This window comes from Actinoplanes subglobosus (assembly GCF_042650585.1).
GTDB lineage: Bacteria > Actinomycetota > Actinomycetes > Mycobacteriales > Micromonosporaceae > Actinoplanes > Actinoplanes subglobosus.
In genome coordinates, this window is the sequence record NZ_JBHSBL010000005.1 from 427,702 (window position 1) to 454,321 (window position 26,620).

General features: G+C 70.7%; 27 protein-coding genes. 20 read left to right on the forward strand and 7 right to left on the reverse strand.

Translation table 11 applies throughout. The features are described from left to right. The first annotated feature begins 8 nt into the window (after positions 1-8). The 13 genes from sufD to ACFO0C_RS05435 all read left to right on the forward strand — a co-directional run bounded on the left by sufD (position 9) and on the right by ACFO0C_RS05435 (position 12,334). Complete coding sequence (gene sufD / locus ACFO0C_RS05375) at positions 9-1,136, forward strand: Fe-S cluster assembly protein SufD (protein ID WP_378065382.1); 1,128 nt, start codon at positions 9-11, stop codon at positions 1,134-1,136. Beyond that, positions 1,137-1,469, forward strand: coding sequence for a Rieske (2Fe-2S) protein (locus tag ACFO0C_RS05380; RefSeq protein WP_364076162.1), 333 nt, complete (start codon positions 1,137-1,139; stop codon positions 1,467-1,469). It abuts the gene before it with no gap. Next, positions 1,466-2,224: a Fe-S cluster assembly ATPase SufC gene (gene sufC / locus ACFO0C_RS05385; protein ID WP_378065383.1), complete on the forward strand. Its 759-nt coding sequence runs from the start codon at positions 1,466-1,468 to the stop codon at positions 2,222-2,224. Before ACFO0C_RS05380 ends, sufC begins: the two co-directional genes overlap by 4 nt. 10 nt (positions 2,225-2,234) lie before the next feature. Continuing rightward, on the forward strand, positions 2,235-3,464 hold the full coding sequence (locus ACFO0C_RS05390) for a cysteine desulfurase (RefSeq protein WP_378065384.1): 1,230 nt from the start codon (positions 2,235-2,237) through the stop codon (positions 3,462-3,464). Continuing rightward, positions 3,464-3,919, forward strand: coding sequence for a Fe-S cluster assembly sulfur transfer protein SufU (gene sufU, locus ACFO0C_RS05395; RefSeq protein WP_378065385.1), 456 nt, complete (start codon positions 3,464-3,466; stop codon positions 3,917-3,919). Before ACFO0C_RS05390 ends, sufU begins: the two co-directional genes overlap by 1 nt. Positions 3,920-4,196: 277 nt before the next feature. Beyond that, entirely contained in the window at positions 4,197-4,556 is a 360-nt protein-coding gene (locus ACFO0C_RS05400) for a metal-sulfur cluster assembly factor (RefSeq protein ID WP_378065566.1), read from the forward strand. 80 nt (positions 4,557-4,636) lie between these two features. Beyond that, positions 4,637-5,392, forward strand: a complete 756-nt coding sequence (locus ACFO0C_RS05405) for a maleylpyruvate isomerase family mycothiol-dependent enzyme (protein ID WP_378065386.1) — start codon at positions 4,637-4,639, stop codon at positions 5,390-5,392. Between the two features lie 266 nt (positions 5,393-5,658). After that, entirely contained in the window at positions 5,659-6,912 is a 1,254-nt protein-coding gene (locus tag ACFO0C_RS05410; protein WP_378065387.1) for an aspartate aminotransferase family protein, read from the forward strand. Beyond that, positions 6,909-7,973 (forward strand): zinc-dependent alcohol dehydrogenase, encoded by a 1,065-nt coding sequence (locus tag ACFO0C_RS05415; RefSeq protein WP_378065388.1) that lies wholly within the window; start codon positions 6,909-6,911, stop codon positions 7,971-7,973. Before ACFO0C_RS05410 ends, ACFO0C_RS05415 begins: the two co-directional genes overlap by 4 nt. Beyond that, entirely contained in the window at positions 7,966-9,039 is a 1,074-nt protein-coding gene (locus tag ACFO0C_RS05420) for a glycosyltransferase (protein ID WP_378065389.1), read from the forward strand. Before ACFO0C_RS05415 ends, ACFO0C_RS05420 begins: the two co-directional genes overlap by 8 nt. Continuing rightward, entirely contained in the window at positions 9,036-9,833 is a 798-nt protein-coding gene (locus ACFO0C_RS05425; RefSeq protein WP_378065390.1) for an inositol monophosphatase family protein, read from the forward strand. Before ACFO0C_RS05420 ends, ACFO0C_RS05425 begins: the two co-directional genes overlap by 4 nt. Beyond that, positions 9,814-11,388, forward strand: a complete 1,575-nt coding sequence (locus tag ACFO0C_RS05430) for a glycosyltransferase family 2 protein (protein WP_378065391.1) — start codon at positions 9,814-9,816, stop codon at positions 11,386-11,388. Before ACFO0C_RS05425 ends, ACFO0C_RS05430 begins: the two co-directional genes overlap by 20 nt. A gap of 85 nt (positions 11,389-11,473) precedes the next feature. Then, positions 11,474-12,334: an LLM class flavin-dependent oxidoreductase gene (locus tag ACFO0C_RS05435; RefSeq protein WP_378065392.1), complete on the forward strand. Its 861-nt coding sequence runs from the start codon at positions 11,474-11,476 to the stop codon at positions 12,332-12,334. Here the strand turns inward: ACFO0C_RS05435 and ACFO0C_RS05440 are convergent. The 3 genes from ACFO0C_RS05440 to ACFO0C_RS05450 all read right to left on the reverse strand — a co-directional run bounded on the left by ACFO0C_RS05440 (position 12,300) and on the right by ACFO0C_RS05450 (position 15,119). After that, positions 12,300-13,052: an alpha/beta fold hydrolase gene (locus ACFO0C_RS05440; RefSeq protein ID WP_378065393.1), complete on the reverse strand. Its 753-nt coding sequence runs from the start codon at positions 13,050-13,052 to the stop codon at positions 12,300-12,302. The genes ACFO0C_RS05435 and ACFO0C_RS05440 overlap by 35 nt on opposite strands. Before the next feature lie 50 nt (positions 13,053-13,102). After that, a complete protein-coding gene (locus tag ACFO0C_RS05445) occupies positions 13,103-14,374 on the reverse strand; it encodes an MFS transporter (RefSeq protein WP_378065394.1) in 1,272 nt (423 codons plus the stop codon). A 61-nt stretch (positions 14,375-14,435) separates the two neighbouring features. Then, a complete protein-coding gene (locus tag ACFO0C_RS05450) occupies positions 14,436-15,119 on the reverse strand; it encodes a histidine phosphatase family protein (protein WP_378065395.1) in 684 nt (227 codons plus the stop codon). A gap of 480 nt (positions 15,120-15,599) precedes the next feature. On the opposite strand from ACFO0C_RS05450, the gene ACFO0C_RS05455 reads away from it, so the two are divergent. Next, positions 15,600-16,460 carry a LysE family transporter gene (locus ACFO0C_RS05455; RefSeq protein ID WP_378065396.1) on the forward strand — a complete coding sequence of 287 codons (861 nt, stop codon included), beginning with the start codon at positions 15,600-15,602 and terminating at the stop codon, positions 16,458-16,460. A gap of 25 nt (positions 16,461-16,485) precedes the next feature. Here ACFO0C_RS05455 and ACFO0C_RS05460 read toward each other — a convergent pair whose 3' ends face one another. Beyond that, positions 16,486-17,166, reverse strand: a complete 681-nt coding sequence (locus ACFO0C_RS05460) for a DNA alkylation repair protein (RefSeq protein WP_378065397.1) — start codon at positions 17,164-17,166, stop codon at positions 16,486-16,488. Positions 17,167-17,211: 45 nt separating this feature from the next. On the opposite strand from ACFO0C_RS05460, the gene ACFO0C_RS05465 reads away from it, so the two are divergent. Beyond that, positions 17,212-17,844, forward strand: a complete 633-nt coding sequence (locus ACFO0C_RS05465) for an acVLRF1 family peptidyl-tRNA hydrolase (RefSeq protein ID WP_378065398.1) — start codon at positions 17,212-17,214, stop codon at positions 17,842-17,844. Here the strand turns inward: ACFO0C_RS05465 and ypfJ are convergent. Then, a complete protein-coding gene (gene ypfJ / locus ACFO0C_RS05470; protein ID WP_378065399.1) occupies positions 17,841-18,746 on the reverse strand; it encodes a KPN_02809 family neutral zinc metallopeptidase in 906 nt (301 codons plus the stop codon). The genes ACFO0C_RS05465 and ypfJ overlap by 4 nt on opposite strands. A gap of 233 nt (positions 18,747-18,979) precedes the next feature. Between ypfJ and ACFO0C_RS05475 the strand changes: the two genes are divergently transcribed. The 5 genes from ACFO0C_RS05475 (at position 18,980) to ACFO0C_RS05495 (ending at position 24,184) form a co-directional block, all read left to right on the forward strand. Beyond that, the gene (locus ACFO0C_RS05475) at positions 18,980-20,584 is read left to right on the forward strand and encodes an ABC-F family ATP-binding cassette domain-containing protein (RefSeq protein WP_378065400.1); all 1,605 of its coding nucleotides are present in this window, start codon (positions 18,980-18,982) and stop codon (positions 20,582-20,584) included. Between the two features lie 405 nt (positions 20,585-20,989). Continuing rightward, entirely contained in the window at positions 20,990-21,217 is a 228-nt protein-coding gene (locus ACFO0C_RS05480) for a helix-turn-helix domain-containing protein (protein WP_020510159.1), read from the forward strand. Continuing rightward, positions 21,214-22,002: an enoyl-CoA hydratase/isomerase family protein gene (locus tag ACFO0C_RS05485; protein ID WP_378065401.1), complete on the forward strand. Its 789-nt coding sequence runs from the start codon at positions 21,214-21,216 to the stop codon at positions 22,000-22,002. Before ACFO0C_RS05480 ends, ACFO0C_RS05485 begins: the two co-directional genes overlap by 4 nt. A 74-nt stretch (positions 22,003-22,076) precedes the next feature. Next, positions 22,077-23,945 (forward strand): ABC transporter ATP-binding protein, encoded by a 1,869-nt coding sequence (locus ACFO0C_RS05490; RefSeq protein WP_378065402.1) that lies wholly within the window; start codon positions 22,077-22,079, stop codon positions 23,943-23,945. Further along, positions 23,945-24,184: a hypothetical protein gene (locus tag ACFO0C_RS05495; protein ID WP_378065403.1), complete on the forward strand. Its 240-nt coding sequence runs from the start codon at positions 23,945-23,947 to the stop codon at positions 24,182-24,184. Before ACFO0C_RS05490 ends, ACFO0C_RS05495 begins: the two co-directional genes overlap by 1 nt. A gap of 276 nt (positions 24,185-24,460) precedes the next feature. Here ACFO0C_RS05495 and ACFO0C_RS05500 read toward each other — a convergent pair whose 3' ends face one another. Both ACFO0C_RS05500 and mug read right to left on the reverse strand, forming a co-directional pair. Continuing rightward, positions 24,461-25,738 carry a cation:proton antiporter gene (locus ACFO0C_RS05500; protein ID WP_378065404.1) on the reverse strand — a complete coding sequence of 426 codons (1,278 nt, stop codon included), beginning with the start codon at positions 25,736-25,738 and terminating at the stop codon, positions 24,461-24,463. Between the two features lie 370 nt (positions 25,739-26,108). Further along, positions 26,109-26,620 (reverse strand): G/U mismatch-specific DNA glycosylase (gene mug / locus ACFO0C_RS05505; RefSeq protein WP_378065405.1); only part of this gene is annotated, 512 nt, incomplete at its 5' end.

The following is a 26,620-nucleotide window of genomic DNA, read 5'->3' on the forward strand; positions in this document are numbered from 1 at the left end:
AGGACGAAATGACTACCGAGGCCATCGCCCCGCCGAGCACCAAGTCGCAGGTGCTGCGCTCCTTCGACGTCACCGACTTCCCGGCCCTGGACGGCCTGGAGGAGGACTGGCGTTTCACCCCGCTCAAGCGGCTGCGTGACCTGGTCACCGCCACGTCGCTGAGCGGGGCGGCTCCCTCGCTGGAGTTCGGCGACCTGCCCGCCGGCGTGACGGTGTCCGACGCGGACGACGTGGAGCCGGTGCTCACCCCGTTCGACCGGGTCAGCGCTCTCGCGTTCGGCTCGGCCGCCGGTGTCACCGTGATCGAGGTGGCGCCCGAGACCGAGCCCGCCGAGCCGGTCGTGATCCGGCTCGTCGGCAAGGGCGGTGACGCCGCGGCCGCGCGCACCTTCGTCAAGGTGGGCGCGTTCGCCAAGGTGACGATCGTCCTGGAGCAGACCGGCACGGTCACCCTCGCCGACAACATCGAGGTCGTGATCGGTGACAGCGCCCAGCTGACCTTCGTGACGCTCGCCGAGTGGGACCGTGACGCCGTTCAGGCGCAGCACATCAAGTTCCGGGTCGGCCGGGACGCCCGTGTCCAGCACCTGCAGGTGACCCTCGGCGGTGACCTGGTCCGCCAGTTCGCCAGCGTGGAGTACGCGGGGCGGGGCGGCGACGCCGAGCTGTGGGGCCTCTACTTCGCCGACTCAGGTCAGCACCACGAGCACCGTCAGCTGGTCGACCACGCGGTGCCCGACTGCCGCAGCTACGTGGGCTACCGCGGGGCGCTCCAGGGGAAGTCGGCGCACACCGTCTGGGTCGGTGACGTGCTGATCCGGGCCGCTGCCACGGGCACCGACACCTACGAGATCAACCGCAACCTGCTCCTCACCGATGGGGCGCGCGCGGATTCCGTACCCAATCTGGAGATCGAGACCGGCGAGATCGCCGGCGCCGGGCACGCCAGCGCGACCGGCCGCTTCGATGATGAGCAGTTGTTCTATCTGATGGCCCGCGGCATCCCCGAGGGGGAGGCCCGGAAGCTGGTGGTCCGCGGCTTCTTCGCCGAGCTGATCAACAAGATCCCGGTCGAGGAGCTGCGGGAGCGGCTCGGCGACGCGATCGAGGCCCGGCTGGTCGAGGCTGGTCAGTAAATGACTTTCGAGAACGTCGGCCCGGTGTCGGACGTCGCGAAGGGCACCGCCCTCCAGGTGGAGGTCGACGGTGTCGAGATCGCGGTCGTGCACGCCGACGACGATCAGTTCTACGCCGTCCGCGACGAGTGCAGCCACGCCTCCGTGGCCCTCTCCGAGGGGGAGGTGGACGGGTGCACGCTGGAGTGCTGGCTGCACGGTTCCCGTTTCGACCTGCGCACCGGCGAGCCCTCCGGACCGCCCGCCTTCAGCCCGGTGGCGGTCTACCCCGTCGAGATCCGCGACGGCGACATCTACGTTTCGACGACACCTAGCAATGGAGTAGAGCCGTGAGCACCCTGGAGATCCGCGACCTGCAGGTTTCGGTGAAGCTGCCGGATGGCGAGCTGAAGCCGATCCTCGCCGGGGTCGACCTCACCATCAAGTCGGGCGAGACGCACGCCATCATGGGCCCGAACGGCTCCGGCAAGTCGACGCTGGCCTACTCCATCGCCGGCCACCCGAAGTACGAGATCACCGGCGGCTCGGTGACCCTGGACGGCCAGGACATCCTGGAGCTCAGCGTCGACGAGCGCGCCCGGGCCGGCCTCTTCCTGGCCATGCAGTACCCGGTCGAGGTCCCCGGTGTGTCGGTGGCCAACTTCCTGCGTACCGCGAAGACCGCGATCGACGGTGAGGCGCCGAAGCTGCGCACCTGGGCCGGCGAGCTGCGCGGCGCCATGGAGAAGCTGCAGATGGACCCCGCGTTCGCGCAGCGCAACGTGAACGAGGGCTTCTCCGGCGGTGAGAAGAAGCGGCACGAGATCATGCAGCTCGAGCTGCTCAAGCCGAAGATGGCGATCCTGGACGAGACCGACTCCGGCCTCGACATCGACGCGCTGCAGATCGTCAGCGAGGGCGTCAACCGGGTCCGCGAGGGTGGCGAGACCGGCTTCCTGCTGATCACCCACTACACCCGGATCCTGCGCTACATCAAGCCGGACTTCGTGCACGTGTTCGTCGGCGGCCGGATCGTCGAGGAGGGCGGCCCGGAGCTCGGCGAGCAGCTCGAGGCCGAGGGCTACAAGAAGTTCCTGGTCAAGGCCTGAGAGGTCACTGATGAGCTTCGACGTCGAGCGGATCCGTAAGGACTTCCCGATCTTCGAGCGGGAGGTCAACGGCCACCCGCTGGTCTACCTGGACAGCGCCAACACCTCGCAGAAGCCGGTTCAGGTGCTCGACGTCATGCGCGCGCACCAGGAGCGGTACAACGGCAACGTGTCCCGCTCCGTGCACACGCTCGGCACCGAGTCGACCGAGGCCTACGAGGGTGCCCGGGCCCGCATCGCGACCTTCATCGGCGCGGCGAGCCCGGACGAGGTGGTGTTCACCAAGAACTCCACCGAGGCAATCAACCTGGCGGCGTATTCGCTGGGTCAGTTGCTGCGCCTGGGCCCCGGCGACGAGGTGGTGATCTCCGAGATGGAGCACCACTCCAACCTGGTGCCGTGGCAGCTGCTCTGCGAGCGGACCGGCGCGACCCTGCGCTGGTTCGGCATCACCGACGACGGCCGGCTCGACGAGTCGAACCTCGACGAGCTGGTCACCGAACGGACGAAGATCGTCTCGCTGGTGCACATGTCCAACGTGCTCGGCACGGTCAACGACATCTCGCGGATCGCCGCCCGGGTCCGTGACGTCGGCGCGTTGCTGATGCTGGACTGCTCGCAGTCCGTTCCGCATCTCCCCATCGACGTGCTGGCCCTCGGCGCCGACCTGATCGCCTTCACCGGCCACAAGATGCTCGGCCCGACCGGCATCGGCGTCCTCTGGGCCCCCTTCGATCTTTTGACGCAGATGCCGCCGTTCCTGGCCGGCGGGTCGATGATCGAGACGGTCACCATGGGTGGCACGACCTTCGCCGCGCCTCCCGCGCGGTTCGAGGCCGGCACCCCGCCGATCACCGAGGCCATCGGCCTGGGCGCGGCGGTCGATTACCTCACCGGGCTCGGCATGGCGGCGATCCACGAGCACGAGCAGACCATCACGCGGTACGCGCTGGACGCGCTCTCATCGGTGCCGGGAGTGCGGATCTTCGGTCCCGCGACCATCGAGGGCCGCGGCGGCACGGTGTCGTTCGGCGTCGACGGGGTACACCCGCACGATGTGGGACAGGTGCTGGACGCGCTCGGCGTCGAGGTGCGGGTCGGGCACCATTGCGCGCGGCCGGTGTGCTCGCGGTTCAGCGTGCCCGCGATGACCCGGGCCTCGTTCTACCTCTACACGACCACGGCGGAGATCGACGCGCTCGCGCGTGGGCTCGACCAGGTCCGGAAGGTGTTCGGCTGATGATGCTCGACGGTCTCTACCAGGAGATCATCCTCGACCACTACAAGAACCCGCACGGGCGTGGCCTCCGGGACCCGTTCGACGGCGAGGCGCACCACGTCAACCCCACCTGTGGTGACGAGATCACCGTGCGGGTGTCCGCCGATCTGACGGACATCTCGTACGACGGTCTCGGCTGCTCGATCAGCCAGGCCTCGGCCTCGGTGTTGCACGAGCTGCTGGAGGGTAAGGACGCGGCGGCGGCGTCGGAGATCCACCACGCTTTCGTGGAGCTGATGCAGAGCCGCGGCCAGGTCGAGCCGGACGAGGAGGTCCTCGGTGACGGGGTCGCCTTCGCCGGGGTCGCCAAGTTCCCGGCCCGGGTGAAGTGCGCGCTGCTGCCGTGGATGGCGTTCAAGGACGCGGCGGCGCGCGCTGGTGTGGACGTGGGCGTGAGCCCCGAGGTGAAGGCATGACCGCCGACGCTGAGCGGATCGACAACCTCGCACGCGAGGGCCAGATGGGCATGCCCGAAGGAGGCACAGCATGACTGAAGCTTTGGATACCGCCCGGACCGTCGCCTCGGTTCCGGCTTCCGGCGCCGCCCCCGGCGACGGTGAAGAGGTGCCGGACTGGCTGGCCGATGAGCGGGCCGCCGCAGCCGAGGCCGGCGACCCGGTCGAGGTGCCGTCGGTGAGCGTCGCCGCGTCGCCCTCCGGCGAGGTCGCCCCGGTCGAAGCCCCCGAGGCGGAGGTGGAAGCGCCCGCCGCGCCGAAGGGTGACGTGAAGAAGGCGTCGATCGCCGACGTCGAGGAGGCGATGAAGGACGTCGTCGACCCCGAGCTCGGCATCAATGTCGTCGACCTGGGTCTGGTCTACGGCACCCACGTGGACGACGACAACATCGTCACCATCGACATGACGCTGACCTCGGCGGCCTGCCCGCTGACCGACGTCATCGAGGACCAGACCCGCCAGGCGCTGACCACCGGCCCCGGTGGCGGCCTGGTGCAGGACTTCCGGATCAACTGGGTGTGGCTGCCGCCGTGGGGCCCTGACAAGATCACCGACGACGGCCGGGACCAGCTCCGGGCGCTCGGTTTCAACGTCTGACCAGCCTCGGTTCGGCACACGGGGGGCGGTCCGCGATCATGCGGCCGCCCTTTGTCGTACCCCGGTGATAGAAACCGGGTATGACTTCGACACCGCCGTTTCCCGAGCTGCTCGCGCTGATCGAGGGACGGTCGGCGGCGTTCCGGGAGGCCGTTGCCGCCGCGCCGGATCTGTCCGTGACTGTCCCCGGCTGTCCTGACTGGTCGCTCACCGATCTGGTCGCCCATCTGGGTGCCGTGCACCGGTTCTGGGCCGCCGCGGTCGCCGCCGGTGACGACTCCGGGCCACCCTCGGCCGACCAGCTCGGTGACCGAGAGCCACATGGTGACCTGCTGGAGTGGTCCGCCACCTCGACCGCACTGCTGCTGGCCGCCTTGCGTGACGCCGGCCCCGACGCCCCCTGCTGGGCGTGGTGGGGTGCCTCCGACGCTCCGCTGACCTCGTCCGCGGTCGCCCGTCACCAGGTGCAGGAGGCGGCCGTGCACGCCTTCGACGCCCAGGAGTCGATCGGCAAGGCCGAGCCGCTGCCGGCCGCCGTGGCGGTCGACGGTGTGAGCGAGTTCCTCCAGGTGGGCCTGGGCTCGCTCGGCGCCTGGCCGCATCGCCCGGCCCGGGTGGGTTTCCAGGCGATCGAGGGTCCGTCGTGGACACTCGATCTCTCCCCATCCGGGGCCAAGGCCGACCCACCGGCCAGCGGCGAGCCGGTCACCCGGATCCAGGCCACCGCGAGCGACCTGGTCCTGGCGCTCTACCGGCGCATCCCGCTGGCCGACGTCCGGGTCGACGGCGACCGGTCGGTGGCCGGTGAGCTCACCGAGTGGGCTAAGTCGGGTTAGTCAGAATTCACGCTGACGCGGGCCGGCTGCCACTGCCGGTCCGCGTTTTTCATTTTAACGACTCGGCAATTTCGGCTTGTCATCTCGGAAACGTGATGGCGACTTAACCGTCTTTTCTAATTAGTGGTGACGAGCGGCACATTTACTTGTATCAGCAGCTCGATGGCTTGGAGGGATGAACTTAACCGGTTCAGGCCTTGACGCGTATCGCTGCGATTGACCACTGTGGATCGCAGCCCACGCAATGCGACGCGGAAAGGCGAGAAATGAGTTCGAGCATCGTCTCCAGGCCGGTCACCGGTCTGCCCGATCATGTCGGGGACGGGATCTACCTGCACGTCCGCGGCGAGCGATTCATCGACTGCGCGTCCGGGACCTTCAACGTCTCGCTCGGCTATTCGGCGCCCGAGATCATCGAGGCTCTGCACCGCCAGCTCGACCGGACGGCACACCTCTCCTCCGACTTCACCCGCACCCGGTCGGCGGAGATCTTCGCGCTGATGCGGGAGGATCTGCCGCCGCACATCGGTGCCTTCTGGTTCCGTGACATCACCGGCTCCGGCGCCAACGAGGCGGCGATCCGGATCGCGCAGAAGGCGACCGGCCGGTCCGACATCGTCTCGCTGTTCCTGTCGCACCACGGTCAGACCGTCGGCACGACCGGAGTGTCCGGCAACGCCTTCCGGCAGCGCAGTTTCTCGTTGCCGTTCCCGCACTCGGTCAAGATCCCCGGGCCGGACTGTGCGAACTGTTTCTACGGCCAGGTCCCGGGCAGCTGCGCGATGCTCTGCGCGCGACGGCTGGAGGACTTCGTGGAGTATGCGTCGAGCGGCCGGGTGGCGGCGCTCGTGGTCGAGCCGATCATGGGTAACGGCGGCAACATCGTCCCGCCCGCGGAGTGGTTCGGCGTGCTCCGCGAGACCTGCGACCGGCTGGGCGTCCTGATCATCGCCGACGAGGTGCAGACCGGCTTCGGGCGTACCGGATCGTTCTTCGCCTCCACCGGCTATGCGGAGGCGCTGCGCCCCGACGTCATCACCTTCGCCAAGGGCGCCGGAGGCGTCGGCATCCCGGTCGCGGGTGTGCTGATGCGGCCCGAGTTGGACGTCCTCGAGCCGTGGGAGCACTCCAGCACCTCCGGCGCCAACCCACTCGCCCTGGTCGCACTGGAGGAGACGGTCCGGTTCATCCGCCGGCACCGGGTCCTCGACGACGTGCGGGTCACCGGCGACCGGCTGCACCGCGGCCTGCTCGCCCTGTCCCGGACCTTCCGCGAGATGACCGGGGTCCGCGGCGTCGGCCTGATGCAGGCGTTCGACCTGCCCACCAGCGTCGACGTCGCGCAGTTCATCGCGCTGGGCCGGCGGCACGGCCTCATCCTGCGCGGCAGCCGCTACGGCTTCGGCCGGACCGTCAAGGTCAGGCCGCCGCTGATCATCACCACCGAGCAGGTCGACGACCTGCTCGCCCGCCTGCACGAGACCCTGCGGTCCTATCAGAGGGAGGCCACGCGGCCGTGAAAGCGCTCAAGTACCGGGGCCCCTGGGACGTCGAGCTCAGCGAGGTCCCCGATCTGCACGTCATCGGCGACGACGACGTGGTCGTCGACATCAGGTACTGCGGTGTCTGCGGCACCGACCTGGGCATCGTCTCCGGCTCGTACCCGGTCGCGGTTCCCGGTGTCACCCTCGGCCACGAGGCGAGCGGTGTGATCGCCGAGACCGGCCCGGCCGTCACATCGGTCGCCGTGGGGGACCGGGTCGTCATCAACCCGACGCCCTACTGCGGCCGCTGCCGGATGTGCCGGACCCAGCGGATCAACCACTGCGTCGGCAAGCACGGCACCGAGAGCGGCGTCAGCTACGACGGGGCGTATGCCGGGAGGTACCGCACCACCTCGGCGTTCGTTCACCGCGTGCCGGACGACGTGTCGCTGCGGGCGGCCGCCCTCACCGAGCCGCTGAGCTGCGTGGTCGCCGGTGTCCGCAAGCTGCGGCCGCCGTCGCTGAGTGCGTGTACGTATGTCTTCGGCGCCGGGCCGCTCGGTCTGCTCTACACCTGGGTGCTGTCGCTCCAGGGCCTGACCCCGGTGCTGATCGAGCACTCGGCGGCACGGCTGGAGTTCGCCCGGGACCGGCTGCCCGACGGCACGGCTGCCTACGCCTCCCTGGAGGAGGCCCGCACCAAGTACTTCAACGACCCCGACGCGCCCATCGACATCGTCGTCGACACCACCTCGGCACTGCTGGAGGACCTCTTCCCGCGGATCGCGCCCGGCGGGACGTACATGTCGATCGGCCTCAAGGAGAAGGTCGCGTCGATCGACACCATGCTGCTCGCCGATCGCAGCCTGTCGGTGATCGGCTCGATCGACTCGCTGCACGGCTCCTTCGACGAGGCGTTCCACCTGATCACCACCGGTCGTGTCCCGGCCGAGCGGCTGGTCAGCCACGTGGTGCCGCTGGAGGAGTTCCGGACCGGGTTCGCGGCGCTGGGCTGCGACGTCGACGCACGCCGGTTCGGCCCGGCCGAGCAGGCCAGCTGCAAGGTCCTCATCGCGCCCGGCGCCGGCGATGAGTGAGCCGCGGATCAGCGTCGTCATTCCTTACCGGGACAGGGCCGGCAACCTGCGTCTCGCGCTGTCCGCGCTCGCCGATCAGACGCTGCCGGCCGGTGACTTCGAGGTGGTGCTCGGCGTGCTCGACGACACCGGGGAGTATGCCGCGGTGTGCCGGGAGTTCGCCGGCCGCCTGGACATCGTCACGGTGACCTCGGCGCGGCCCTGGCAGGTGGGGTACGCCCGCAACCTGGCGTTACGGCAGGCCACCGGTGACGTCGTGGTGCTCATGGACGTGGACATGGCCCTGCCGGCGCGCGGCCTGGAGGACCTGTGGGACCGGCACTTCGCCTACGGCCAGCGGGTCTGCGTGGTCGGCCAGATGATCGACTACGACAACAACACCGGTGATGTGACCAGCGTCGACGTGCAGCCGTACGAGCACTATCGCAAGATCCTCGCCGATCTGGAAGCCACCGGGACCGCCGGGCAGGACCCCCGGATGACCGCCGATCACGTGATCCCCTGGTCGTTCGCGTGGACCGCGCTGATCGCGCTGCCCCGCGACCTGGCCGTGGAGTTCGACACCGGCTTCCACGGCTACGGGGTGGAGGATCTCGAGTGGGCGTACCGGGTGGCCCGCGGCGGGACACCGATCGTGATGGGCCGCGACTTCTTCGGCGTGCACCTGCCCCACCTGCGCAGTGTCGCCGCCAACCGGCGGACCGAGGTCCCCAACTACCGCTATTTCCTCCGTAAATGGCCCGGTCTCGACGTCGAGCTGGCGTGCGCGTTCGGTGACTTCGAGGCCAACGAGCGCTATCGCGATCTCCACCGCGCGGCGGGCGGGCTCACCGTCGTGCACGGCCGGGTCGACGGCCGGGCCCACCTGGTCGTCGGTGTGCCGCCCGGGTCCGGCACGGTGCTGCCGGCGACCGCCACCGAGGTCGAGGTGCTGCCCCTGGTGGGACTGGCCCTGCCGTTCGAGGACGGCAGCGTCGACCGGAGCATCGTGCTCGAACCCGTCGGCGCCCTGCCCGAGCCCTATCGCGAGCGCGTCCTGGCCGAGGTGCGCCGGGTGAGCGCATGATGACCCCGGTCGACGAGCTCCTCGACGCCGCGGTCACCGCGGCACGCGACGGCGGGCGGGTGATCCGGGCCGCCGGTACCGTCCAGGCCGCCGGGCACAAGTCCAGCGCCACCGATCCGGTGACCGAAACCGATCTCGCGAGCGAGGCGGCGGTCACCGCCTCGCTGGCGGCCTCACGGCCGCACGACGGCCTTCTCGGGGAGGAGGGCACGGTGCGGGCCGGGACGTCCGGCTTCCGGTGGGTGGTGGATCCGGTCGACGGCACGACCAATCTGCTGTACGGGTCACCGCACGTCACAGTCAGTGTGGCGGCCGAGGAACAGCGCCCCGACGGATCCTGGCGGGCCGTCGTCGGGGTCGTCCACGACCCGTCCCGCTCCGAGACCTTCACCGCGGTCCGTGGCCGGGGCGCCCGGCTCAACGACGTCCCGATCCGCGTCAACGACCCGGTGCCCCTCGACCGCGCCCTCGTCGCGACCGGTTTCGCCTATCGGTCGCAGGCACGGGCCCGGCAGGCGGAGACCCTCGCCGGACTGCTGCCCCGGATCCGCGACATCCGCAGTCACGGCAGCGCCGCCCTGGAGTTGTGCTGGCTCGCCGCCGGCCGGTGCGACGCCTACTACGAGGACGAACTGGCCCCCTGGGACTGGGCGGCCGGTGCGCTGATCGCCGCCGAGGCGGGCGCGACCGTCACCGCACTGGGCTCCGGCGTGCTCGCGGCGGGGCCCGCACTCCACCTCCTGCTGGTGCACCTCGAACTGGAAAGGACCGCGCGTGTCTCCGTACCACGTTGAGCAGGTCACCGACCGTGACCCGCCGCATCTGCCGATCCTCTTCGCCGTCTTCCTGACCCTGGCCCCGGTCTTCGCCGTCTGGCGGACCGCGGTCGTCAACTGGTCGGTCTGGTACGGGCCGGCCGCCTGGGCCGCCGAGATGTTCGCGGTCGTCACCACCACGATCTTCGTGATCTCGTTGCGCCGGCGGACCCGGCCGCGGCCCCGGACGGTGCCCGGGCCGATCACCCGGACCGTCGACATCCTGATCCCCACCGTCAACGAGCCGGCCCCCGTGCTCGAACCCACGGTGATCGGCGCGCTGCGGGTCCGCGGTGTCCGCGACGTGATCGTCCTCGACGACGGCAGCCGCCCCGAGGTGCGGGCGATGGCCGACCGGCTCGGTGCCCGCTACCTGCCCCGGGCCACCAGTGCGGGCGCCAAGGCCGGCAACCTCAACCACGGCCTCGGGGTGACCGACGCCGAGTTCGTGGTCACGCTCGACGCCGACCACATCCCGTTGCCCGCGTTCATCGAGCGGACCCTCGGCTACTTCGACGACCCGGAGGTGGCCGTCGTCCAGTCGCCGCAGTCGTTCTACAACACCGAGTCGTTCACCTTCCGCCGCCGGCACGGACGCGACGGCGGCTGGCACGAGCAGGAGATGTTCTACGGCGGGGTGCAACCGACGAAGAACAGCACGAACAGCGCCATCTACACCGGCACGTCGGCGATGCTGCGGCGGGCCGCGCTGGATCAGGCCGGCGGGTTCGCCGAGGACACGTCCACCGAGGACATCCACACGTCGCTGCGGCTGCACGCCCGCGGGTGGAAGTCGGTCTACCTGGAGGAGCCGCTCGCCTACGGCCTGGAGGTCAACAACCTGCGGCAGTACTACGGGACCCGGCGGCGCTGGGCGATCGGCAGCCTGCACCTGCTGCTGCGGCACCCCGACTCGCCGTTCGTCGTGCGTGGACTCACGTGGCGGCAGCGGCTCAACTACCTGAGCGCGATGGTCGCGCACTTCCAGGGCCTCAACCGGCTGCTCTATCTGCTGGTTCCGATCGCGGCACTGACCACCGGTGTGGCGCCGGTGCGGGGGCCGTACTCCCTCTATGGTTTCGCCTTCCTCGGTTTCACGGTCTTCTCGATCTGGACCGTGGTCCGGTTCGGTCGCGGGCACTACCACCTGCTGCACAGTGAGGCGTTCGCCGTCGCCGACACGTTGCCGATGCTCGCCGCGCTGCCCGCCGCCATCTTCGGGGAACGGCAGTTCGGCGTGACCGACAAGCGGGCACGGCGCGGCACCGACGCCCGGCTGAAGTGGGCCTACCGGGGGTTCGCGCTGGCCGAGGTGTCGGCGCTCGGCTTCGCGGTGACCCGGCTGATCCAGGGCGAGCACGTGGTCATCGCCGCGTGGTCGGCCGCCTTCCTCAGCCTGAGCGCGGGATATGTGCTGGCATTCCTGGTAGGCATGGAACGGTACGAGCGCCGCCCGGTCACACCCTGGTACGCGAACCTGTCACCGGATCAGCTGTACGGGCGGATCACCGACGAGGAGAGAGTGGCGGCATGACCGACTGCACCGAGCGGCACCTACCGGGACCTGCTGGCCGACGTCGCAGGCGAGGGCCCGGAGGGCATGCCCGGGGAGGTGCGGCGTGACCGTACTGGGAGCCATCGCTCTGCCGCAGTTGCCGCCGGAACGTCTGCGCGCCGTCGTCGAGACCGCTGACGAGTCCGGGCTCGAAGAGCTCTGGCTGTGGGAGGACTGCTTCCTGACCAGCGGCGTCGCCACCATGACGGCGGCGCTCGCCTGGAGTGACCGGCTGCGGGTCGGGGTCGGGCTGCTCCCGGTGCCGCTGCGCAACGTGGCGATCGCCGCGATGGAGTTCGCCACCGTGCACCGGCTCTTCCCGGGGCGTGCCCGCATCGGCGTCGGCCACGGCGTGCAGGACTGGATGGGCCAGGTCGGCGCCCGCGTCGCGTCACCGATGACCCTGCTCCGCGAGCACGTCACCGCCCTGCGGTCGCTGCTCGGCGGCGAGCGGGTCACCGTCGACGGGCGTTACGTGACACTCGACGGCGTCGCCCTGGACTGGCCGCCGACGGCGGCGGCGCCCGTCCTGGTCGGCGCCTCCGGCCCGAAGACGCTGCGGATGGCCGGCGAGATCGGCGACGGCGTCATCATCAGTGCGGGCAACACCCCCGATGATGTACGGGCGGCACGCGCCGTGATCGGCGACAGCCCTCTCGTCGTCTACCTGCACACGGCGACCGGCCCCGGCTCGGCCGGGCGGCTGGAGGCCGAACGGGTCCGCTGGGAGTACCCGACGATCGAGGACCGGGCCGTGACCGGGGACGCCGACGAGGTGGCCGAACAGGTCAGCCGGTGGGCCGAGGCGGGCGCGGACACCGTGGTCCTGCAGCCCGCCCCGGACGATCCCGATCCGGAAGGGTTCGTCCGGTTCGCCGCGACCGTCGCCGCTATCCGGCGAGGAAGTCCCGCAGCAGCGCGTTGATCTCCTCCGGCCGCTCCAGGCTGGGCAGGTGACCGGCCCAGTCGAGCTCCAGGTGACGGGCCCGCGGCAGCAGGCCGGCCAGGTGCAGGGCGATCTCCCGGAAATCCGGCACGTCGTGGGCGCCGGTCACCAGCAGCGTCGGCGCGGCGATCACGCCCGGGTCGGGCTCGGTGCGGACCGGCTCATAGGGCACGTCCTCGGCGGCGAGCTGCACGTCGAACGCGTGCCGCTGCATCACCCGCACCCGCTCGCGGGTCGCGTCGTCCGCCTCCGGGCCCAGCCAGAGATCCACGTTGAGGTCGACGGCACCGGCCACGTCACCGGCCTCGAGCAGCGCCTCCTCCCGCTCGTCGAAGGCCTCCAGCTCGGGGCCGGCCGGGTGCCCCCGCAACGCGGTCGCCAGCAGCGCGAGCGCCGTCACCCGCTCCGGCCAGCGGGAGGCGAACTCCAGCGCCACCCGGCCACCACCGGACGCGCCGACCACCGCGAGGCGGTCCACACCCAGACCGTCGAGCAGGGCGCCGATCTCCGCGGCCTCGTCGAACCTCCCGGCCGGCACGGGGGTGCCACCGTGGCCGACGAGGTCCACCCGGACGACGCGGTGACCGGCCCCGGCCAGTGCGGTGACCTGTGGATCCCACATCCGGCGGTCGCAGACGGTCGAATGCAGCAGAAGGACGGCCGGGCCATCGCCGGTCGCGTCGAAGTCAAGAGTCATCACGGTGACCGTAATCCTCCCGGGCCGGGCGGGACATCCGGTTTCCCCGCTCAGACAGTGACCATCGCCGCTTTCGCCTCCGACCTCGGGTGCGCGTCGAGTTCCCGCCAGGCCGGGAAGAGGAACGGGGCGACCGTCACCGCCAGATAGCCGACCGCGGCGACCAGGGCGGCCGTCTCCAGACCCAGCCGGTCGGTGGCCCAGCCGCCGACCACACCGCCGAACGGGATGCCCGCCCAGGAGACGGCGATCAGCACACTGATCACCCGGCCGTGCAGACGCGTCGGGATCCGGCGGTACACCTCGGCCATCAGGATCGGGTTGACCGTCGACATCAGCGCGCCCGCGACGGCCGCCGTCACCAGCACCGTCCATACCCGATCGGCCAATGCCAGGGCCAGCAGCTGGGCCGGGCCGCCGACGAAGAAACAGACACCGAACGTCAGCCGTCTCGGCAGCCGCGGGGCGACCACCGTGTACAGGATGTTGCCGGCCACCGCGCCGAGACCGAAGGCGGTGCCGATCACCCCGAGCGCGGCGGGACCGTGCGGGCCCTCGCGCACCCACACCGGTACGAACACGGTCGCGAACGCCTGGTCGAACATGTTGGTGGCGAACAACATCGACATGATGCCGAGGATCAGCCGGTCGGAACGTACCCATCGGAAACCGTCGCGCAGGGCGTCCGCGTACCCCTGCTGCTCGGACTCGGCGACAGCCGCCGCGTCCGCGTAGCCGACCCGCACCAGCAACACGATGATGACCGCGCTCGCCGCGAACGAGAGCGCGTCGAACAGCAGGACCGCCGCCGGGCCGAACGCGGCGATCAGCACCCCGGCCAGCGGCAGCCCGACCAGCGTCGAGGCGCGGCAGACGCCGTCGTACATCGCGGTGCCGCGCTCGGTGGTGAGCCCCGCCGCCGCGATCGTCCGCGGCAGCAGCGCGCGTTTCGCCGCGTCACCGAACCCGCGCAGCGCGCCGGCCAGGGCGATCAACAGCAGCAGCGCGCCGAGCGACACCCCCTCGCAGTAGGCGAGCACCGGGATGCCGGCCACCGCCAGCACACTCGCGGTGTCCGCGGCCACCGCCGTCGGGCGTGGCCCGACCCGGTCCACGATCGGGCCACCGATCAGTCCGGCGAGCACATACGGCAGCATCTCGGCGAGACCGGCCAGTCCGGCGAGCAGCGCCGAATCCTGCGTGGTGAGAACCAGCCACGGTACGGCCACGAAGGTGATCCGGCTGCCGAGCATGGAGAGCGCCTCGGCGGTGAGAAGAGCGCCCAGCTGACGGTTCACCGTGACGGGCGGGCGGGCAGACACTGTCCGAACCTATTTTTCCCGGCGACCCAAAGCAAGACGCTCATCGATGTCTTGACGCGTGTCACGCGGGCGGTAGATGGTCGATCACGTTGTATCGATCCAGCGTGAGCTGCCCCGACGTGCCGTCGAACCGGGTGACCGAGGCGTTGCGCACATTTCCCGACGCCTCCTCCACGGCGATCACCTCATCCCAGCTCAACTGCTCGATGACGGCCCGCATCATCAGCACCACGGCGTCATGCGCGACCACGATCACCCGCTCCCCGGGGTGCTCGGCGTGCAGATCGTCCAGAAAGGACTTCAGCCGGACCGCGATGTCCGCGAACGACTCGCCACCGGGCGGCGCATACTCGAACTCGCCCGCCTGCGCCCGCCGCGCCGCCTCACCCGGGAACCGCGCCGCCACCGCCGCCCGCGTCATCAGCTCCAGCTCACCCATCAGCCGGTCGACGAGCCGGTCGTCGGTCGCCGGCGCCGGGAAGCCGAGCCCCCGCGCGGCGATCCGCCAGGTCTCGCGGGCCCGCAGGTATGGCGACGTGATCGCCACCTGTGGCCGGCGATCCTCCGGGAGTGCCGCCAGCCAGCGCCCCAGAGCCGCGGCCTGCTCCTCACCGGTCGGCGTCAGGGGAACCTCGGCGTCGCGGCCGCTGACGACCGCCTCCATCAGGCCTTCGGCGTCGGCGGCGGGGAAGGCGACATTGGCCAGGCTCTGCCCGTGCCGGACCAGAATCAGCTCAGCGACCATGATCCGACCCTACCGACCCGACCGCCTCCCGGTCACGCTCAGAAACCACTCCCGAACCTCCCGTGATCAACTTCCCCCACCGCCGGCCCCAGCCACCCATCGCCGACCCCCAGCCACCTACCGTCGGCGCCCAGCCACCTACCTTCGATCCCCAGCCACCTTCCGCCGCCCCCCAACCACCTACCGTCGACCCCCAACCACCTACCGTCGACCCCCAGCCACCTTCCGCCGCCCCCAACCCCCTACCGCCGACCACCATCTTCTGGACGAAAGTCGAAGACGGATCTGACGGGGGCGGATCCCTGGGCGTGGGACGTGGGCCGGGCGCCGCGGAAAATCGCTGGCCCAGTGGTGCACCGGGGAACAGGATGACGGCGTGACCGAGTCGAAGCCGTACCTCGCCGTCCCTGTCGTCGTGGCCGTTCGGGCCGTGCGACAGCAGACGGCCGCCTACCGAACGGCGGGTCTTCGGCAACTGTCATGAGCGGGGCGTTTCTGGCCGGCGTGGTGGCCGGCTACGGCATCGCTGTGCCGGTGGGCGCCATCGGTGTGCTGATCGCCGGGCTCAGCGCACGGACCTCACTGCGGATCGGCGCGGCCGCCGGTATGGGCGCGGCCACTGCTGACGGCATCTACGCGCTCGTCGCGGTCGTCGGGGGCGCGGCCGTGGCCGGGATCATCGCGCCGGTGGAGACACCATTGCGCTGGCTCGGCGCCGTGGCACTGCTGGTGATCGCCGGCTGGACCACGTGGGGCGCCGTCCGCCGACCCGTTGTCACGGCGCGGGAAAAACAGCAGAAGGCAGCGCGGGAAAAACGGCAGAAGGCAGCGCGGGAAAAACGGCAGAAGGCGGCGCGGGAGCAACAGCCGGAGGCGGCGCGGGAGCAACAGCCGGAGGCGGCGCGGGAGCAACAGCCGGAGGCGGCGCGGGAGCAACAGCCGGAGGCGGCGCGGGAGCAACGGCCGGGAACGGCACGGGAGAAACGGCTGGCGGCGGCAGGGGAACGTCCGGCGGCGGCAGGGGGTGGACGGTCAAGCGCGGTGCGGGATGGACGGCCGGCGACGGCGCTCCGGGCGTACACCGGTGTTCTCGCTCTGACGCTGCTCAACCCGGCCACCGTGATCTATTTCGCGGCTCTGGTGCTGGGCAGCGGCGGCGCAGGCGGCGGTGTCTGGTTCGTGACCGGCGCGTTCCTCGCCTCGGCGAGCTGGCAGTTGTTGATCGCCGGAGGTGGTTCCCTGATCGGCCGGGTGCTCACCAGCGACCGAGGCCGCCTGATCACCACCCTGGTCTCCAGCGCCGTGATCGCGTCCTTGGCCGTGAGCCTCCTGATCACCTGATCACCCGCGGCTCGGCACGGCCGGGTCAGAGATGTTTGGCGGCCTCCCGGATCGACAGCGGGGACAGCCGGTCGGCGTGGGTGACCAGGAACGCGCGGACCGCCTCCGGGTCGGTGCGGGCGTGATGGCGCAGCGCCCACCCGATCGCCTTGCGGACGAAGAAGTCGCGGTGGCCGGCCTGGGCCGCACAGTAACCGAACAGTCGCTCGGTGTCGGTCGCCTCGCGATAGTGCAGCTGGTGCAGGATCGCGGTGCGGATCAGCCACATGTCCGGCGCGGCGGACCACTCGTCCATCCGCGCGGTCAGGGCCGGATGCCGGCGGACCAGGCCGGCGACCACATGGGTGGCCAGCGGATCCACCGTGTCCCACCAGGATTTCGTGGTGATCAGCTCGGCGGCGGTGTCGAGGAACGCCGGGCCGGGGACCGTGATGTGGGCGGTCAGATAGTCACAGGCGAACTGCTGGAACTCACGCTCGTCACGACTCCAGCAGGCCCGGGCGATGTCGGACAACTCGCCCTCGCCCGGTCGTGGCAGACCGGCCAGGGCGACGCGCGCCTGGGCCCGCCGGACCGCGCTGGTCAGGCCGAGGAACGGGAACTGATCGCGCATGTAGGCGGCCATGCCGACGGCCCGCTCCGGGTCGCGGGCCTGCTCGAACGCGCCGGCCAGCCGGTCGGTGAGAACTGCCGCGAGGTCGCTCATGCCCCGCATCCTGCCACCGGGGTCCGACAAAAGTAGGGTGGTGGCGTGGGGGAACGCGCGGCCGCCGGCGGTGGGAAGTGGGTGGATGTCGCCCCGGAGCGACTGCCCCGATGGTTGGAGAATTTCCGGGCGCGCCATGGACCGTACGCCGAGGACGGCTTGACGGTGATCGCCGCGGACGGTGCGTCGGCGACGCTGCATGAGCCACCGGGAGTCGAGCCGGTCTCGGCCCTGACCGAGTTGATCTCCGCGGCGCGGGCGCCGCGGAGGCTGGGGTTGCTGCTGGCGCGCAAGGGCGCGGTCGCCGTCGGTATCGCCGACGGCGGTGAGCTGGTCGCCTCCAAGGTGGACACCCATTATGTGCAGGGGCGCACGGCGGCGGGCGGCTGGTCGCAGCAGCGCTTCGCGCGCCGCCGCGACAACCAGGCGAAAGCGGCCTCCGCGGACGGCGCGGGCATCGTCGGCCGCATTCTTCTTCCGGAGGTACGGTCACTCGCGGCCCTGGTGGCAGGCGGTGACCGTTCCGCTGTGGACGGGATCCTGTCGGCGCCTCAGCTGGCGCCGGTGGCCGCGTTGCGTACCGGAAGATTGCTGGACGTGCCCGAGCCGCGGCATGCGGTCCTGGTGTCCGCGGTGGCCGCGGCCCGCGCCGTGCCGATCCTGATCAGGGAGCCTTAGAGGCTGGTCGCGCTGAACGTGTCGCACTTCTTCGGGTCACCGGACTCCCAGCCGACCCGGAACCAGCGCTGACGCTGCTCGGACGTGCCATGGGTGAAACCGTCCGGGTTGATCTCGCCGCCGCCGCGCTGCTGGAGGGTGTCGTCGCCGATCTGTCCGGCGGTCTGGATTCCCTCCTGGATGTCGGCGTCGGTGAGGCTCGTGAAGATCTTGTCGCCGTCCTTGTCGACGGTGTTCGCCGCGGAGTGTGCCCACGCGCCGGCGTAGCAGTCGGCCTGCAGTTCCAGCTTCACCGACTCCTGATTGGCGTTGCCGGGATCGCGTTCCTGGCGGCGGCGCATGTCCGCCTCGGTGCCGAGCAGGTCCTGGACGTGGTGGCCGTACTCGTGGGCCAGCACGTAGGGCTGGGCGAACTCGCCGGGCGCGCCGAGTTCCTTGGAGAGCACCTGGTAGAAGGTCAGGTCGATGTAGACCTTGTCGTCGGCGGGGCAGTAGAACGGTCCGACGCCGGAGTCGGCGGCGCCGCAGCCGGTGCTGACCCGGTTGGAGAAGATGCGGGTGGAGGCCGCCTTGTACTGCTCGCCGAACGACGCCGGCAGCGCCTGCTGCCAGTAGCGCTGGATCGACGTGACATAGAGGCCGTTGCGGCACTCCAGCAGCTTGGTCCGCTCCTGCTCGCTGGCGCATTTCTCGGTCGAGTTCCCGCTGGGCGCGCTGGGCTCGCCACCGCCCAGCGTGTTGATCCCGAAGTATCCGCCGATCAGGGCGATGGCCAGGGTCACCACGATCCCGGCGAGCCCGCCGCCCCCGATCGGGAGGCCGCCGAATCCGCCTCCGCCGCCCGATCCGCGGACGTCCTCGATCGAGCCGGGGTCGATGTCGGCGCGTTCGTTGAGTTCCATGTCGTCCCACCTTCAGCACGGTTGCCCGGGCGAAGACCAGCCTTCAGCACGGTTGCCGGGCGAGTACCCGATGATCTTGTGAATTAATCGGGTGGGAGGTGTCCGTGGGCGCCCGGTAAGATGTACGGGTGCTGCTCTGCGAAGGCTGACCTGCCCCGGCGCCGACCGTCGATCCGATGGCCGGCGCTTTTCTGCGCCCTGAGTCAGCCGTCTCACCGAGAGCGAGAAACCTCATGATCACCGCCACCGGACTGGAACTCCGCGCCGGCGCGCGCATCCTCATCTCCCCGACCACCCTGCGGGTGCAGCCCGGCGACCGGATCGGCCTGGTCGGCCGCAACGGCGCGGGCAAGACCACCACGCTCAAGGTCCTCGCGGGCGAGGGCATCCCGTATGCGGGACAGGTCGAGCGGACCAGCGAGATCGGTTACCTGCCACAGGACCCGCGGACCGGCGACCTGAACGTGACCGGCCGCGACCGCGTGCTGTCCGCCCGCGGCCTGGACACCATTCTCGCCGAGATGCAGAAGCTCGAGATCCAGCTCGAGGAGAGTTCCGAGGAGAAACTGGTCCGGCGGTACGGCCAGCTGGAGGACCAGTTCTCCGCGCTGGGCGGGTACGGCGCGGAGGCCGAGGCCGCCCGGATCTGTGCCAACCTGGGCCTGCCCGAGCGTGCCCTGGCCCAGACGATCGGCACCCTCTCCGGTGGTCAGCGCCGCCGCATCGAGCTGGCCCGCATCCTGTTCGCCAACTCCGGGCAGAACGGCAAGGGCATCCTGCTGCTCGACGAGCCGACCAACCACCTCGACCAGGACTCGATCGCCTGGCTGCGCGGCTACATGGCGCAGCACAAGGGCGGCCTCATCGTGATCAGCCACGACGTCGAGCTGCTCGACGCCGCGGTCAACAAGGTGTGGTATCTCGACGCCAACCGCTCGGTCGTCGACATGTACAACATGGGCTGGAAGACGTACCTCGAAGCCCGCGAGACCGACGAGCGTCGCCGCCGCCGCGAGCGGGCCAATGCCGAGAAGAAGGCCGGCGCCCTGATGGCGCAGGCCGACAAGATGCGCGCCAAGGCCACCAAGACGGTCGCCGCCCAGAACATGGCACGCCGCGCCGAGAAACTGCTCGGCGGCCTCGAAGAGGTCCGGACCTCCGACAAGGTGGCCAAGGTCCGATTCCCGAGCCCGGCGGCGTGCGGCAAGACGCCTCTCACGGCGACAGGCCTTTCCAAGTCGTACGGGTCACTCGAGATCTTCACCGACGTCAGTGTCGCGGTGGACCGCGGTTCACGCGTGGCGATCCTCGGGCTGAACGGCGCCGGCAAGACCACCCTGCTGCGGATGCTGGGCGGCCTGCTCGAGCCGGACACCGGCGAGGTGCGTGCCGGGCACGGGCTGCGGCTGGGCTACTACGCCCAGGAGCACGAGACCCTCGACGTGGACCGGACGATCCTGGAGCACATGCGCAGCGCCGGCTCCGAGCAGACCGACACCGAGCTGCGGAAGATCCTGGGCGCGTTCCTCTTCTCCGGTGACGACGTGGACAAGCCGGCCGGGGTGCTCTCCGGTGGCGAGAAGACGCGTCTGGCCCTGGCCACCCTGGTCTGCTCGGGCGCCAACGTGCTGCTGCTGGACGAGCCGACGAACAACCTCGACCCGGTCAGCCGCGAGCAGGTGCTCGACGCCATCGCCAACTACCCGGGCGCGATCGTGCTGGTCACCCACGATGCCGGCTGCGTGCAGGCACTCAAGCCGGACCGGGCGATCCTGCTGCCCGACGGCGACGAGGACGCCTGGAGCGACGACCTCCTGGAGCTCGTCGAGCTGGCCTGAGGTCCGATCAACGTCGATCCTCAGTTGTCAACTGGTGCCCACACAGACAGTGCGATGTTCGGGCGTATGCCGACAGGTCGGGCAGTCGCCGGGCGGTCCGTGGCAAGGTCGAGTGTCACGCCACGGAGCGATCACAGCACTCTCCGGAGCGATCGAGGGGGCTCCCTCGATCCAGTGTTTTCGCAGGTGATCGATGGTCTTGGGCGACCGCCCCGAGAGGTGGAAATGAGCGTCGAGAGGCGGTCGCCAAACTGTCTGACATTGATGCCCGTGGTAACCGTCAAGTTCCTGACAGTAATAAATGGGCACGTTCACGGGGGCTAGATACCTGGCGCATGATCGTCCGAGACGGTGTAATAGGTGGGACCGTATCTGACCGCACTGTCTGCGACGTGAGGATTCAAGATGGCAGCCACTGGCACAGCTACCAGTACTGAGAAGGGTCGTCGAATCGTCGGTAGCGAGCGGCAGTCGCTCGCCAAGGACCTGGTGAAGCGCTACACCGGCGGCGAGAGCATCCGCGCGCTTGCCGCCTCCACCGGCCGTTCCTACGGATTCGTGCACCGCGTGCTCACCGAGTCTGGCGTTCAGTTGCGCCAGCGTGGTGGCGCCCGCCGCCGCAAGAAGGCGTGACCGCCGGGAACGCCGCATCCACCACCGACGAGGTCGGCGTTCGTTACGAACAGGACGGGTCGGTCGCGACGGTGACGTTGTGCCGGCCCGACGTTCTCAATGCTCAGACCCCGGCGATGTGGACGGAGCTCGGCAACATTTCCCGGAAATTGCCGGGGGACGTCCGGGTCGTCATTGTCCGAGCCGAGGGACGTGCGTTTTCCGCGGGCCTGGATCTGTCGGTGGCCCGCGGTGACGGCGATTCTTCACTGTCCCGGCTGGCACAGTTGTCCGCGGCCGAGTGTGCCGATCGGATTGCCGGGTTCCAGACCGCGTTCACCTGGCTGCGCAGTCCGTCCATTGTGACGATTGCAGCAGTGCAAGGACACGCGATCGGTGCCGGCTTCCAGTTGGCACTGAACTGCGACATGCGGGTGCTCGCCGACGACGCGCGGTTCTCCATGGCCGAGGTCACCCTCGGACTGGTTCCCGATCTGGGCGGTACGAAGCGGCTCACCGAGCTGGTCGGCCCTTCCCGGGCGTTGGAGATCTGCGTCACCGGCCGGCGGATCGCGGCCGACGAAGCGGACCGGATCGGCCTGGCGACGAACGTCGTCTCCCGCGCCGACCTGGACGCGACCGTGTCCGACCTGGCCGCCGCGGTGCTGGCGGCGGACCGGGGAGCGGTCGCCGAGATCAAAGGCCTGCTGGCGGGTGCGCCCCTGCGGTCGTATGCGGAGCAGGACCGGGCCGAACGGGAGGCCCAGACGCGGCGTCTCAGCGAATTGCTGGGCTCCGGGGAGTAGATCACCTCCCGGGATTGTCGTACCCACGAGGCAGACTGTGTGCTGCCCGTCGAACGACGCCCGGGAGGTGAGACATGTCCACGAGCTGGAGTGTGCTGCGCTCCATCCAGAGCGCGGACCGCGTCAACCGGCATCAGGTGCGCAAGGGCACCGCCCGGCGGATCGTGCGATTCGCCGTGCCGTACAGGCGGGACATCTCCGTCTTCCTGCTGACCGTCATGGTGGCCGCGGGCATCGGGGTCGCCACACCGCTGCTGGCCGGCGACGTGATCAACGCGATCACCGGCGGCGGGTCCGGCGCGGCCGGCACGGTGATCCGCCTGGCGCTGATCATCGCCGGGCTGGCGGTCGCCGACGCGCTGCTGTCGCTCGCCCAGAGGTGGTATTCGGCTCGCATCGGCGAGGGCATCATCCTCGACCTGCGGACCCGCGTGTTCGACCACGTCCAGCGGATGCCGCTGCAGTTCTTCGCGCGCACCCAGACCGGCGCACTGGTCAGCCGGCTCAACAACGACGTCCTCGGCGCGCAGCGGGCGTTCACGTCGACCCTCTCCGGGGTGGTCAGCAACGTCATCCAGCTGGTGCTCACCGCCGGCGTGATGTTCACCCTGTCCTGGCCGATCACCGCCCTGTCGTTACTTCTCCTTCCGGTGTTCATCGTGCCCGCGCGACGGGTCGGCAAGCGGCTCGCCGAGATCACCCGCGAGTCGTACGACCTGGACGCCAAGATGAACGCGACGATGACCGAGCGGTTCAACGTCTCCGGAGCCCTGCTGGTCAAACTCTTCGGCCGGCCCGACGTGGAGGCGGCCCGCTTCGGCGACCGGGCCGCCCGCGTCCGCGACATCGGCGTTCAGCAGGCGATGTATTCGCGGACGTTCTTCGTCGCGATGCTCCTGGTCGCCTCGCTGGCGCAGGCGCTGACCTACGGGCTGGGCGGCTGGCTCGCGGTCCGCGGCACCGTGTCGGCCGGCACCGTCGTCACGCTGGCCCTGCTGCTGACCCGGCTCTACGGCCCGCTCACCGCCCTCAGCAACGTGCGGGTCGACGTGATGAGCGCACTGGTCTCGTTCGACCGGGTCTTCGAGGTGCTCGACCTGCGGCCGGGCATCGAGGAGAGACCCGATGCGGTCCCGGTCCCACCCGGGTCCGGGCGGATCGAGTTCCGTGACGTGCGGTTCCGCTACCCGAGTGCCGACCAGGTGTCGCTCGCCTCGCTGGAGGACGTCACCTCGCTCGACCGGACCGAGCAGGAGGAGGTCCTCACCGGGCTCGACTTCACCGTCGAGCCGGGGCAGATGGTCGCGCTCGTCGGCCCGTCCGGCGCCGGCAAGTCGACCACGTCGATGCTGGTCTCCCGGGTCTACGACGTGACCGGTGGTTCGGTGCTGATCGGCGGGGTCGACGTGCGCGACGCCACCCTGGAGTCGCTGCGGGACACGGTCGGCGTGGTCACGCAGGACTCGCATCTCTTCCACGAGACCATCGCCGACAACCTGCGGTATGCACGGCCCGGCGCGACCGAGGAGCAGATGTGGGAGGCCCTCACCGGGGCACGCATCGCCGCTCTGGTCCGCGCCCTGCCCGACGGGCTCGACACCGTGGTGGGGGAGCGTGGTTACCGGTTCTCCGGCGGGGAGAAACAGCGCCTCGCCATCGCCCGGCTCCTGCTCAAACAGCCGTCGATCGTGATACTCGACGAGGCCACCGCCCACCTCGACAGCGAGTCCGAGGCGGCGGTGCAGCGTGCCCTGGCCGAGGCGCTGCGCGGGCGGACGGCGCTGGTCATCGCGCACCGGCTCTCCACGATCCGGGAGGCCGACCAGATCCTGGTCCTGGAGAAAGGGCGGATCGTCGAGCGCGGTCGGCACGAGGATCTGGTCGCCGCCGGCGGGCTGTATGCGTCGCTCTATCGCACCCAGTTCACGGAGGCGGTGATCTGATGGCCTACCTGGTGACCTTCGCGGTTCTCGCGGTGACCTGCCTGCTGCTGATGCGGTTCGCCGGGTGGGCGCGGCGCAAGGGGATCGGCGGGGGAGTGATGGGTCCGATCGACGAGGCGTGGCACCCGTCGGCGGACCGTTTCCGGCGGGAGACGGCGGTGCACGAGCAGCGGATCCTGCCACCCCGGCCGGCCGACGACCTCGCCGGGCCGCGACCGCCGTCCCGGCCCGGCGGTTGATCTCGGGCCGCCCCGGCGGTCGATCTCGGGCCGGCTTTCGGTGGCTTGCCGTGCCAAGCCTGTATTCGGTGGTTCGCCGTGTAGGCCCTGTGTTCGGTGGCTTGCCGTGTCGGCCCTGTGTTCGGTGGTTCGCCGTGTAGGCCCTGTGTTCGGTGGCTTGCCGTGTAGGCCCTGTGTTCGGTGGTTCGCCGTGCCGGGTCCTTGGCTTGCCGTGCCGGGGTCCTTGCCTGGCGGCCTCGCGTCGGCTGTGCGGGCGGTTCGGAGCGCTCGGCGCGGTCACGGGTCCCGGGCGGGGTGGCGGTGCAGCAGGCCGCGGGCCGGCAGGTGGGGTGCCGCGGTGGTTCCGTTCGCGGTGGCGCCGTAGCGGGCGGCGAGTGGTTTCGCGGTCAGGCCGTGGGCGAAGACGCTGAACAGCACGGTCAGCCCGATCACCGCGACGGCCTGGTCCGCGGCCGGCCCGAGACCCTCGGCGGCGAGCACGGCGAAGACGATCGACGCCAGGCCCCGCGGACCGAACCAGCCGACGAAGGAGACCGTCCGGGAGTTCATCCCGCTGCCGAGGAGAGCCAGCGCCACCGGCAGCATCCGGATCACCGTCAGGCTCAGCAGGGCGTAGACGACGACCTGCCAGCCGGTGTGCGCGATGACGATCGGTACCGCCGCCGCACCGAAGACCAGCCACGTCAGCAGCGACACCAGACCGGCCGTCTGCTCGACGTAGAAGACCTCCCGGGTACCGCCCCGGCCGGCCGCCGCGCCGAAGGCGATCCCGGCGACGAACGCGGCGACGAAGCCGTTCCCGCCCAGCCAGTGGACGCCCGTGTAGACGGCCAGGGCCAGTGCCAGGACACCCGGGCCGGCGAAGTCCTCCGACGCCCAGCCGCGGTTCCGGGCCGTCCGCATCGCCCAGCCGCTGACCAGCCCGGCGGTCACTCCGGCCGCCACCCCGATCGCCAGGCCGGCGACGGCCGCGCCCGGCCCGCTGACGCCCGCGCCCGGCCCGGTGACGCCCGCGCCCGGCCCGGTGACGGCGCCCGCGACACCGGCGATGGCGAGCGTCACCACCGGAGTGGCGATGCCGTCGTTGAGGCCGCTCTCCACGTTGAGCACCCGCCGGATCCGTTCCGGCACCGACGGGTCGGTCATCACCGCCGCGCCCAGCGCCGCGTCGGTCGGGGCGAGGGCCGCACCGATCAGCAGCGCCGTCCAGAAGCCGGCGTCACCGAAGAGCAGCGCGGCGGCGAGCGTGCCGGCCCCGATCGTCAGCGGCAGCCCGATCGCGAGCAGACGCGCGTAGAGCCCCGCGTCGGCCCGGAACTCCGGCAACCCGACCCGGGACGCGTCGGCGAACAGCACCCAGACCAGGGTGACCTCGGCCAGCAGCCGGACCGCCTCACGGGTGGCCTCGGGATCCGGCACCGGCCCGGTGGAGAGCAGCAGCCCGACGGTGACGAACAGGATCGGCGCGGTGAGGTCGGCGCGACCGAGCCGCGCCGACCACAACCCCCAGGCGAAGACGGCGAGTAGCACCGTTGCCACCGCCGCTCCGCTCATGCCCTGATGAGACCCCGACGCAGCGGCGCCACGGATCACCCCGGCCGGATGAAGGCCGCGATCGGGCGGGCTGGGCGCTGCGGTGCCGGGCGGGGTGGGGCCCTGGCAGGCCGGGGCGCCGGGCGGGCTAAGCGCTGCGGTGCCGGGCGGGCCGGGCGCTGGCGGGCCGGGTGCCGGGCGGGGTGGGGCGCCGGGCGGGGTGGGGCGCTGGCGGGCCGGGGTGCCGGGCGGGGTGGGGCGCTGGCGGGCCGGGCGCTGGCGGGCCGGGGTGCCGGGCGGGGTGGGGCGCCGGCGGGCTGAGCGCCGGGTGGATTGAGCGCCGGGCGGGTGCTGGGCTGATCGGCGGCGGCTTCGGGTGAGGCGGCCGGGTTCAGGGAATCGTTGCCGCTCGGAGTGCGCCGAACTCGGTGATCAGGGCGGGCAGCTGGAAGTGGGCGTTCAGGCCGCTCGGGTTCGGCAGCACCCAGACCGGTACTCCGGCAATCGTGTCGGGCTGCGGGCCGAGCCGGGCTTTCGGCCGTGCGAACGCGGCGCGGTAGGCGGTCACGCCCAGCACCGCCAGGTAGCGAGGCTGGAGGCGGCCCACCCGTTCGGCGAGGAGGATGCCGCCCTCGGCGAATTCATCGGGTGACAGTTCGTCGGCCCGGGCCGTCGCACGCGCGACCACGTTGGTGATGCCGAGACCGAGCGCCGGCAGGAGATGCTGCTCGGACGGGTGCAGCAGCCGGTCGGTGAAACCGGCACCGTGCAGTGCCGGCCAGAACCGGTTCCCCGGACGGGCGAAATGGTGACCGGTCGCCGCCGAGTAGAGGCTCGGGTTGATGCCGGAGAACAGCACCAGCAGATCCGGCCCGGCCACGTCGGGAACGGTGCGATCGGCGG

Bases quoted from the DNA above. Each gene is read 5' to 3' on its own strand.
- sufD (WP_378065382.1), top strand. From the start codon at position 9: ATGACTACCGAGGCCATCGCCCCGCCGAGCACCAAGTCGCAGGTGCTG.
- ACFO0C_RS05380 (WP_364076162.1), top strand. From the start codon at position 1,137: ATGACTTTCGAGAACGTCGGCCCGGTGTCGGACGTCGCGAAGGGCACC.
- ACFO0C_RS05390 (WP_378065384.1), top strand. From the start codon at position 2,235: ATGAGCTTCGACGTCGAGCGGATCCGTAAGGACTTCCCGATCTTCGAG.
- sufU (WP_378065385.1), top strand. From the start codon at position 3,464: ATGATGCTCGACGGTCTCTACCAGGAGATCATCCTCGACCACTACAAG.
- ACFO0C_RS05405 (WP_378065386.1), top strand. From the start codon at position 4,637: ATGACTTCGACACCGCCGTTTCCCGAGCTGCTCGCGCTGATCGAGGGA.
- ACFO0C_RS05410 (WP_378065387.1), top strand. From the start codon at position 5,659: ATGAGTTCGAGCATCGTCTCCAGGCCGGTCACCGGTCTGCCCGATCAT.
- ACFO0C_RS05420 (WP_378065389.1), top strand. From the start codon at position 7,966: ATGAGTGAGCCGCGGATCAGCGTCGTCATTCCTTACCGGGACAGGGCC.
- ACFO0C_RS05425 (WP_378065390.1), top strand. From the start codon at position 9,036: ATGATGACCCCGGTCGACGAGCTCCTCGACGCCGCGGTCACCGCGGCA.
- ACFO0C_RS05440 (WP_378065393.1), bottom strand. From the start codon at position 13,052: ATGACTCTTGACTTCGACGCGACCGGCGATGGCCCGGCCGTCCTTCTG.
- ACFO0C_RS05450 (WP_378065395.1), bottom strand. From the start codon at position 15,119: ATGGTCGCTGAGCTGATTCTGGTCCGGCACGGGCAGAGCCTGGCCAAT.
- ACFO0C_RS05455 (WP_378065396.1), top strand. From the start codon at position 15,600: ATGAGCGGGGCGTTTCTGGCCGGCGTGGTGGCCGGCTACGGCATCGCT.
- ACFO0C_RS05460 (WP_378065397.1), bottom strand. From the start codon at position 17,166: ATGAGCGACCTCGCGGCAGTTCTCACCGACCGGCTGGCCGGCGCGTTC.
- ypfJ (WP_378065399.1), bottom strand. From the start codon at position 18,746: ATGGAACTCAACGAACGCGCCGACATCGACCCCGGCTCGATCGAGGAC.
- ACFO0C_RS05475 (WP_378065400.1), top strand. From the start codon at position 18,980: ATGATCACCGCCACCGGACTGGAACTCCGCGCCGGCGCGCGCATCCTC.
- ACFO0C_RS05480 (WP_020510159.1), top strand. From the start codon at position 20,990: ATGGCAGCCACTGGCACAGCTACCAGTACTGAGAAGGGTCGTCGAATC.
- ACFO0C_RS05490 (WP_378065402.1), top strand. From the start codon at position 22,077: ATGTCCACGAGCTGGAGTGTGCTGCGCTCCATCCAGAGCGCGGACCGC.
- ACFO0C_RS05495 (WP_378065403.1), top strand. From the start codon at position 23,945: ATGGCCTACCTGGTGACCTTCGCGGTTCTCGCGGTGACCTGCCTGCTG.
- ACFO0C_RS05500 (WP_378065404.1), bottom strand. From the start codon at position 25,738: ATGAGCGGAGCGGCGGTGGCAACGGTGCTACTCGCCGTCTTCGCCTGG.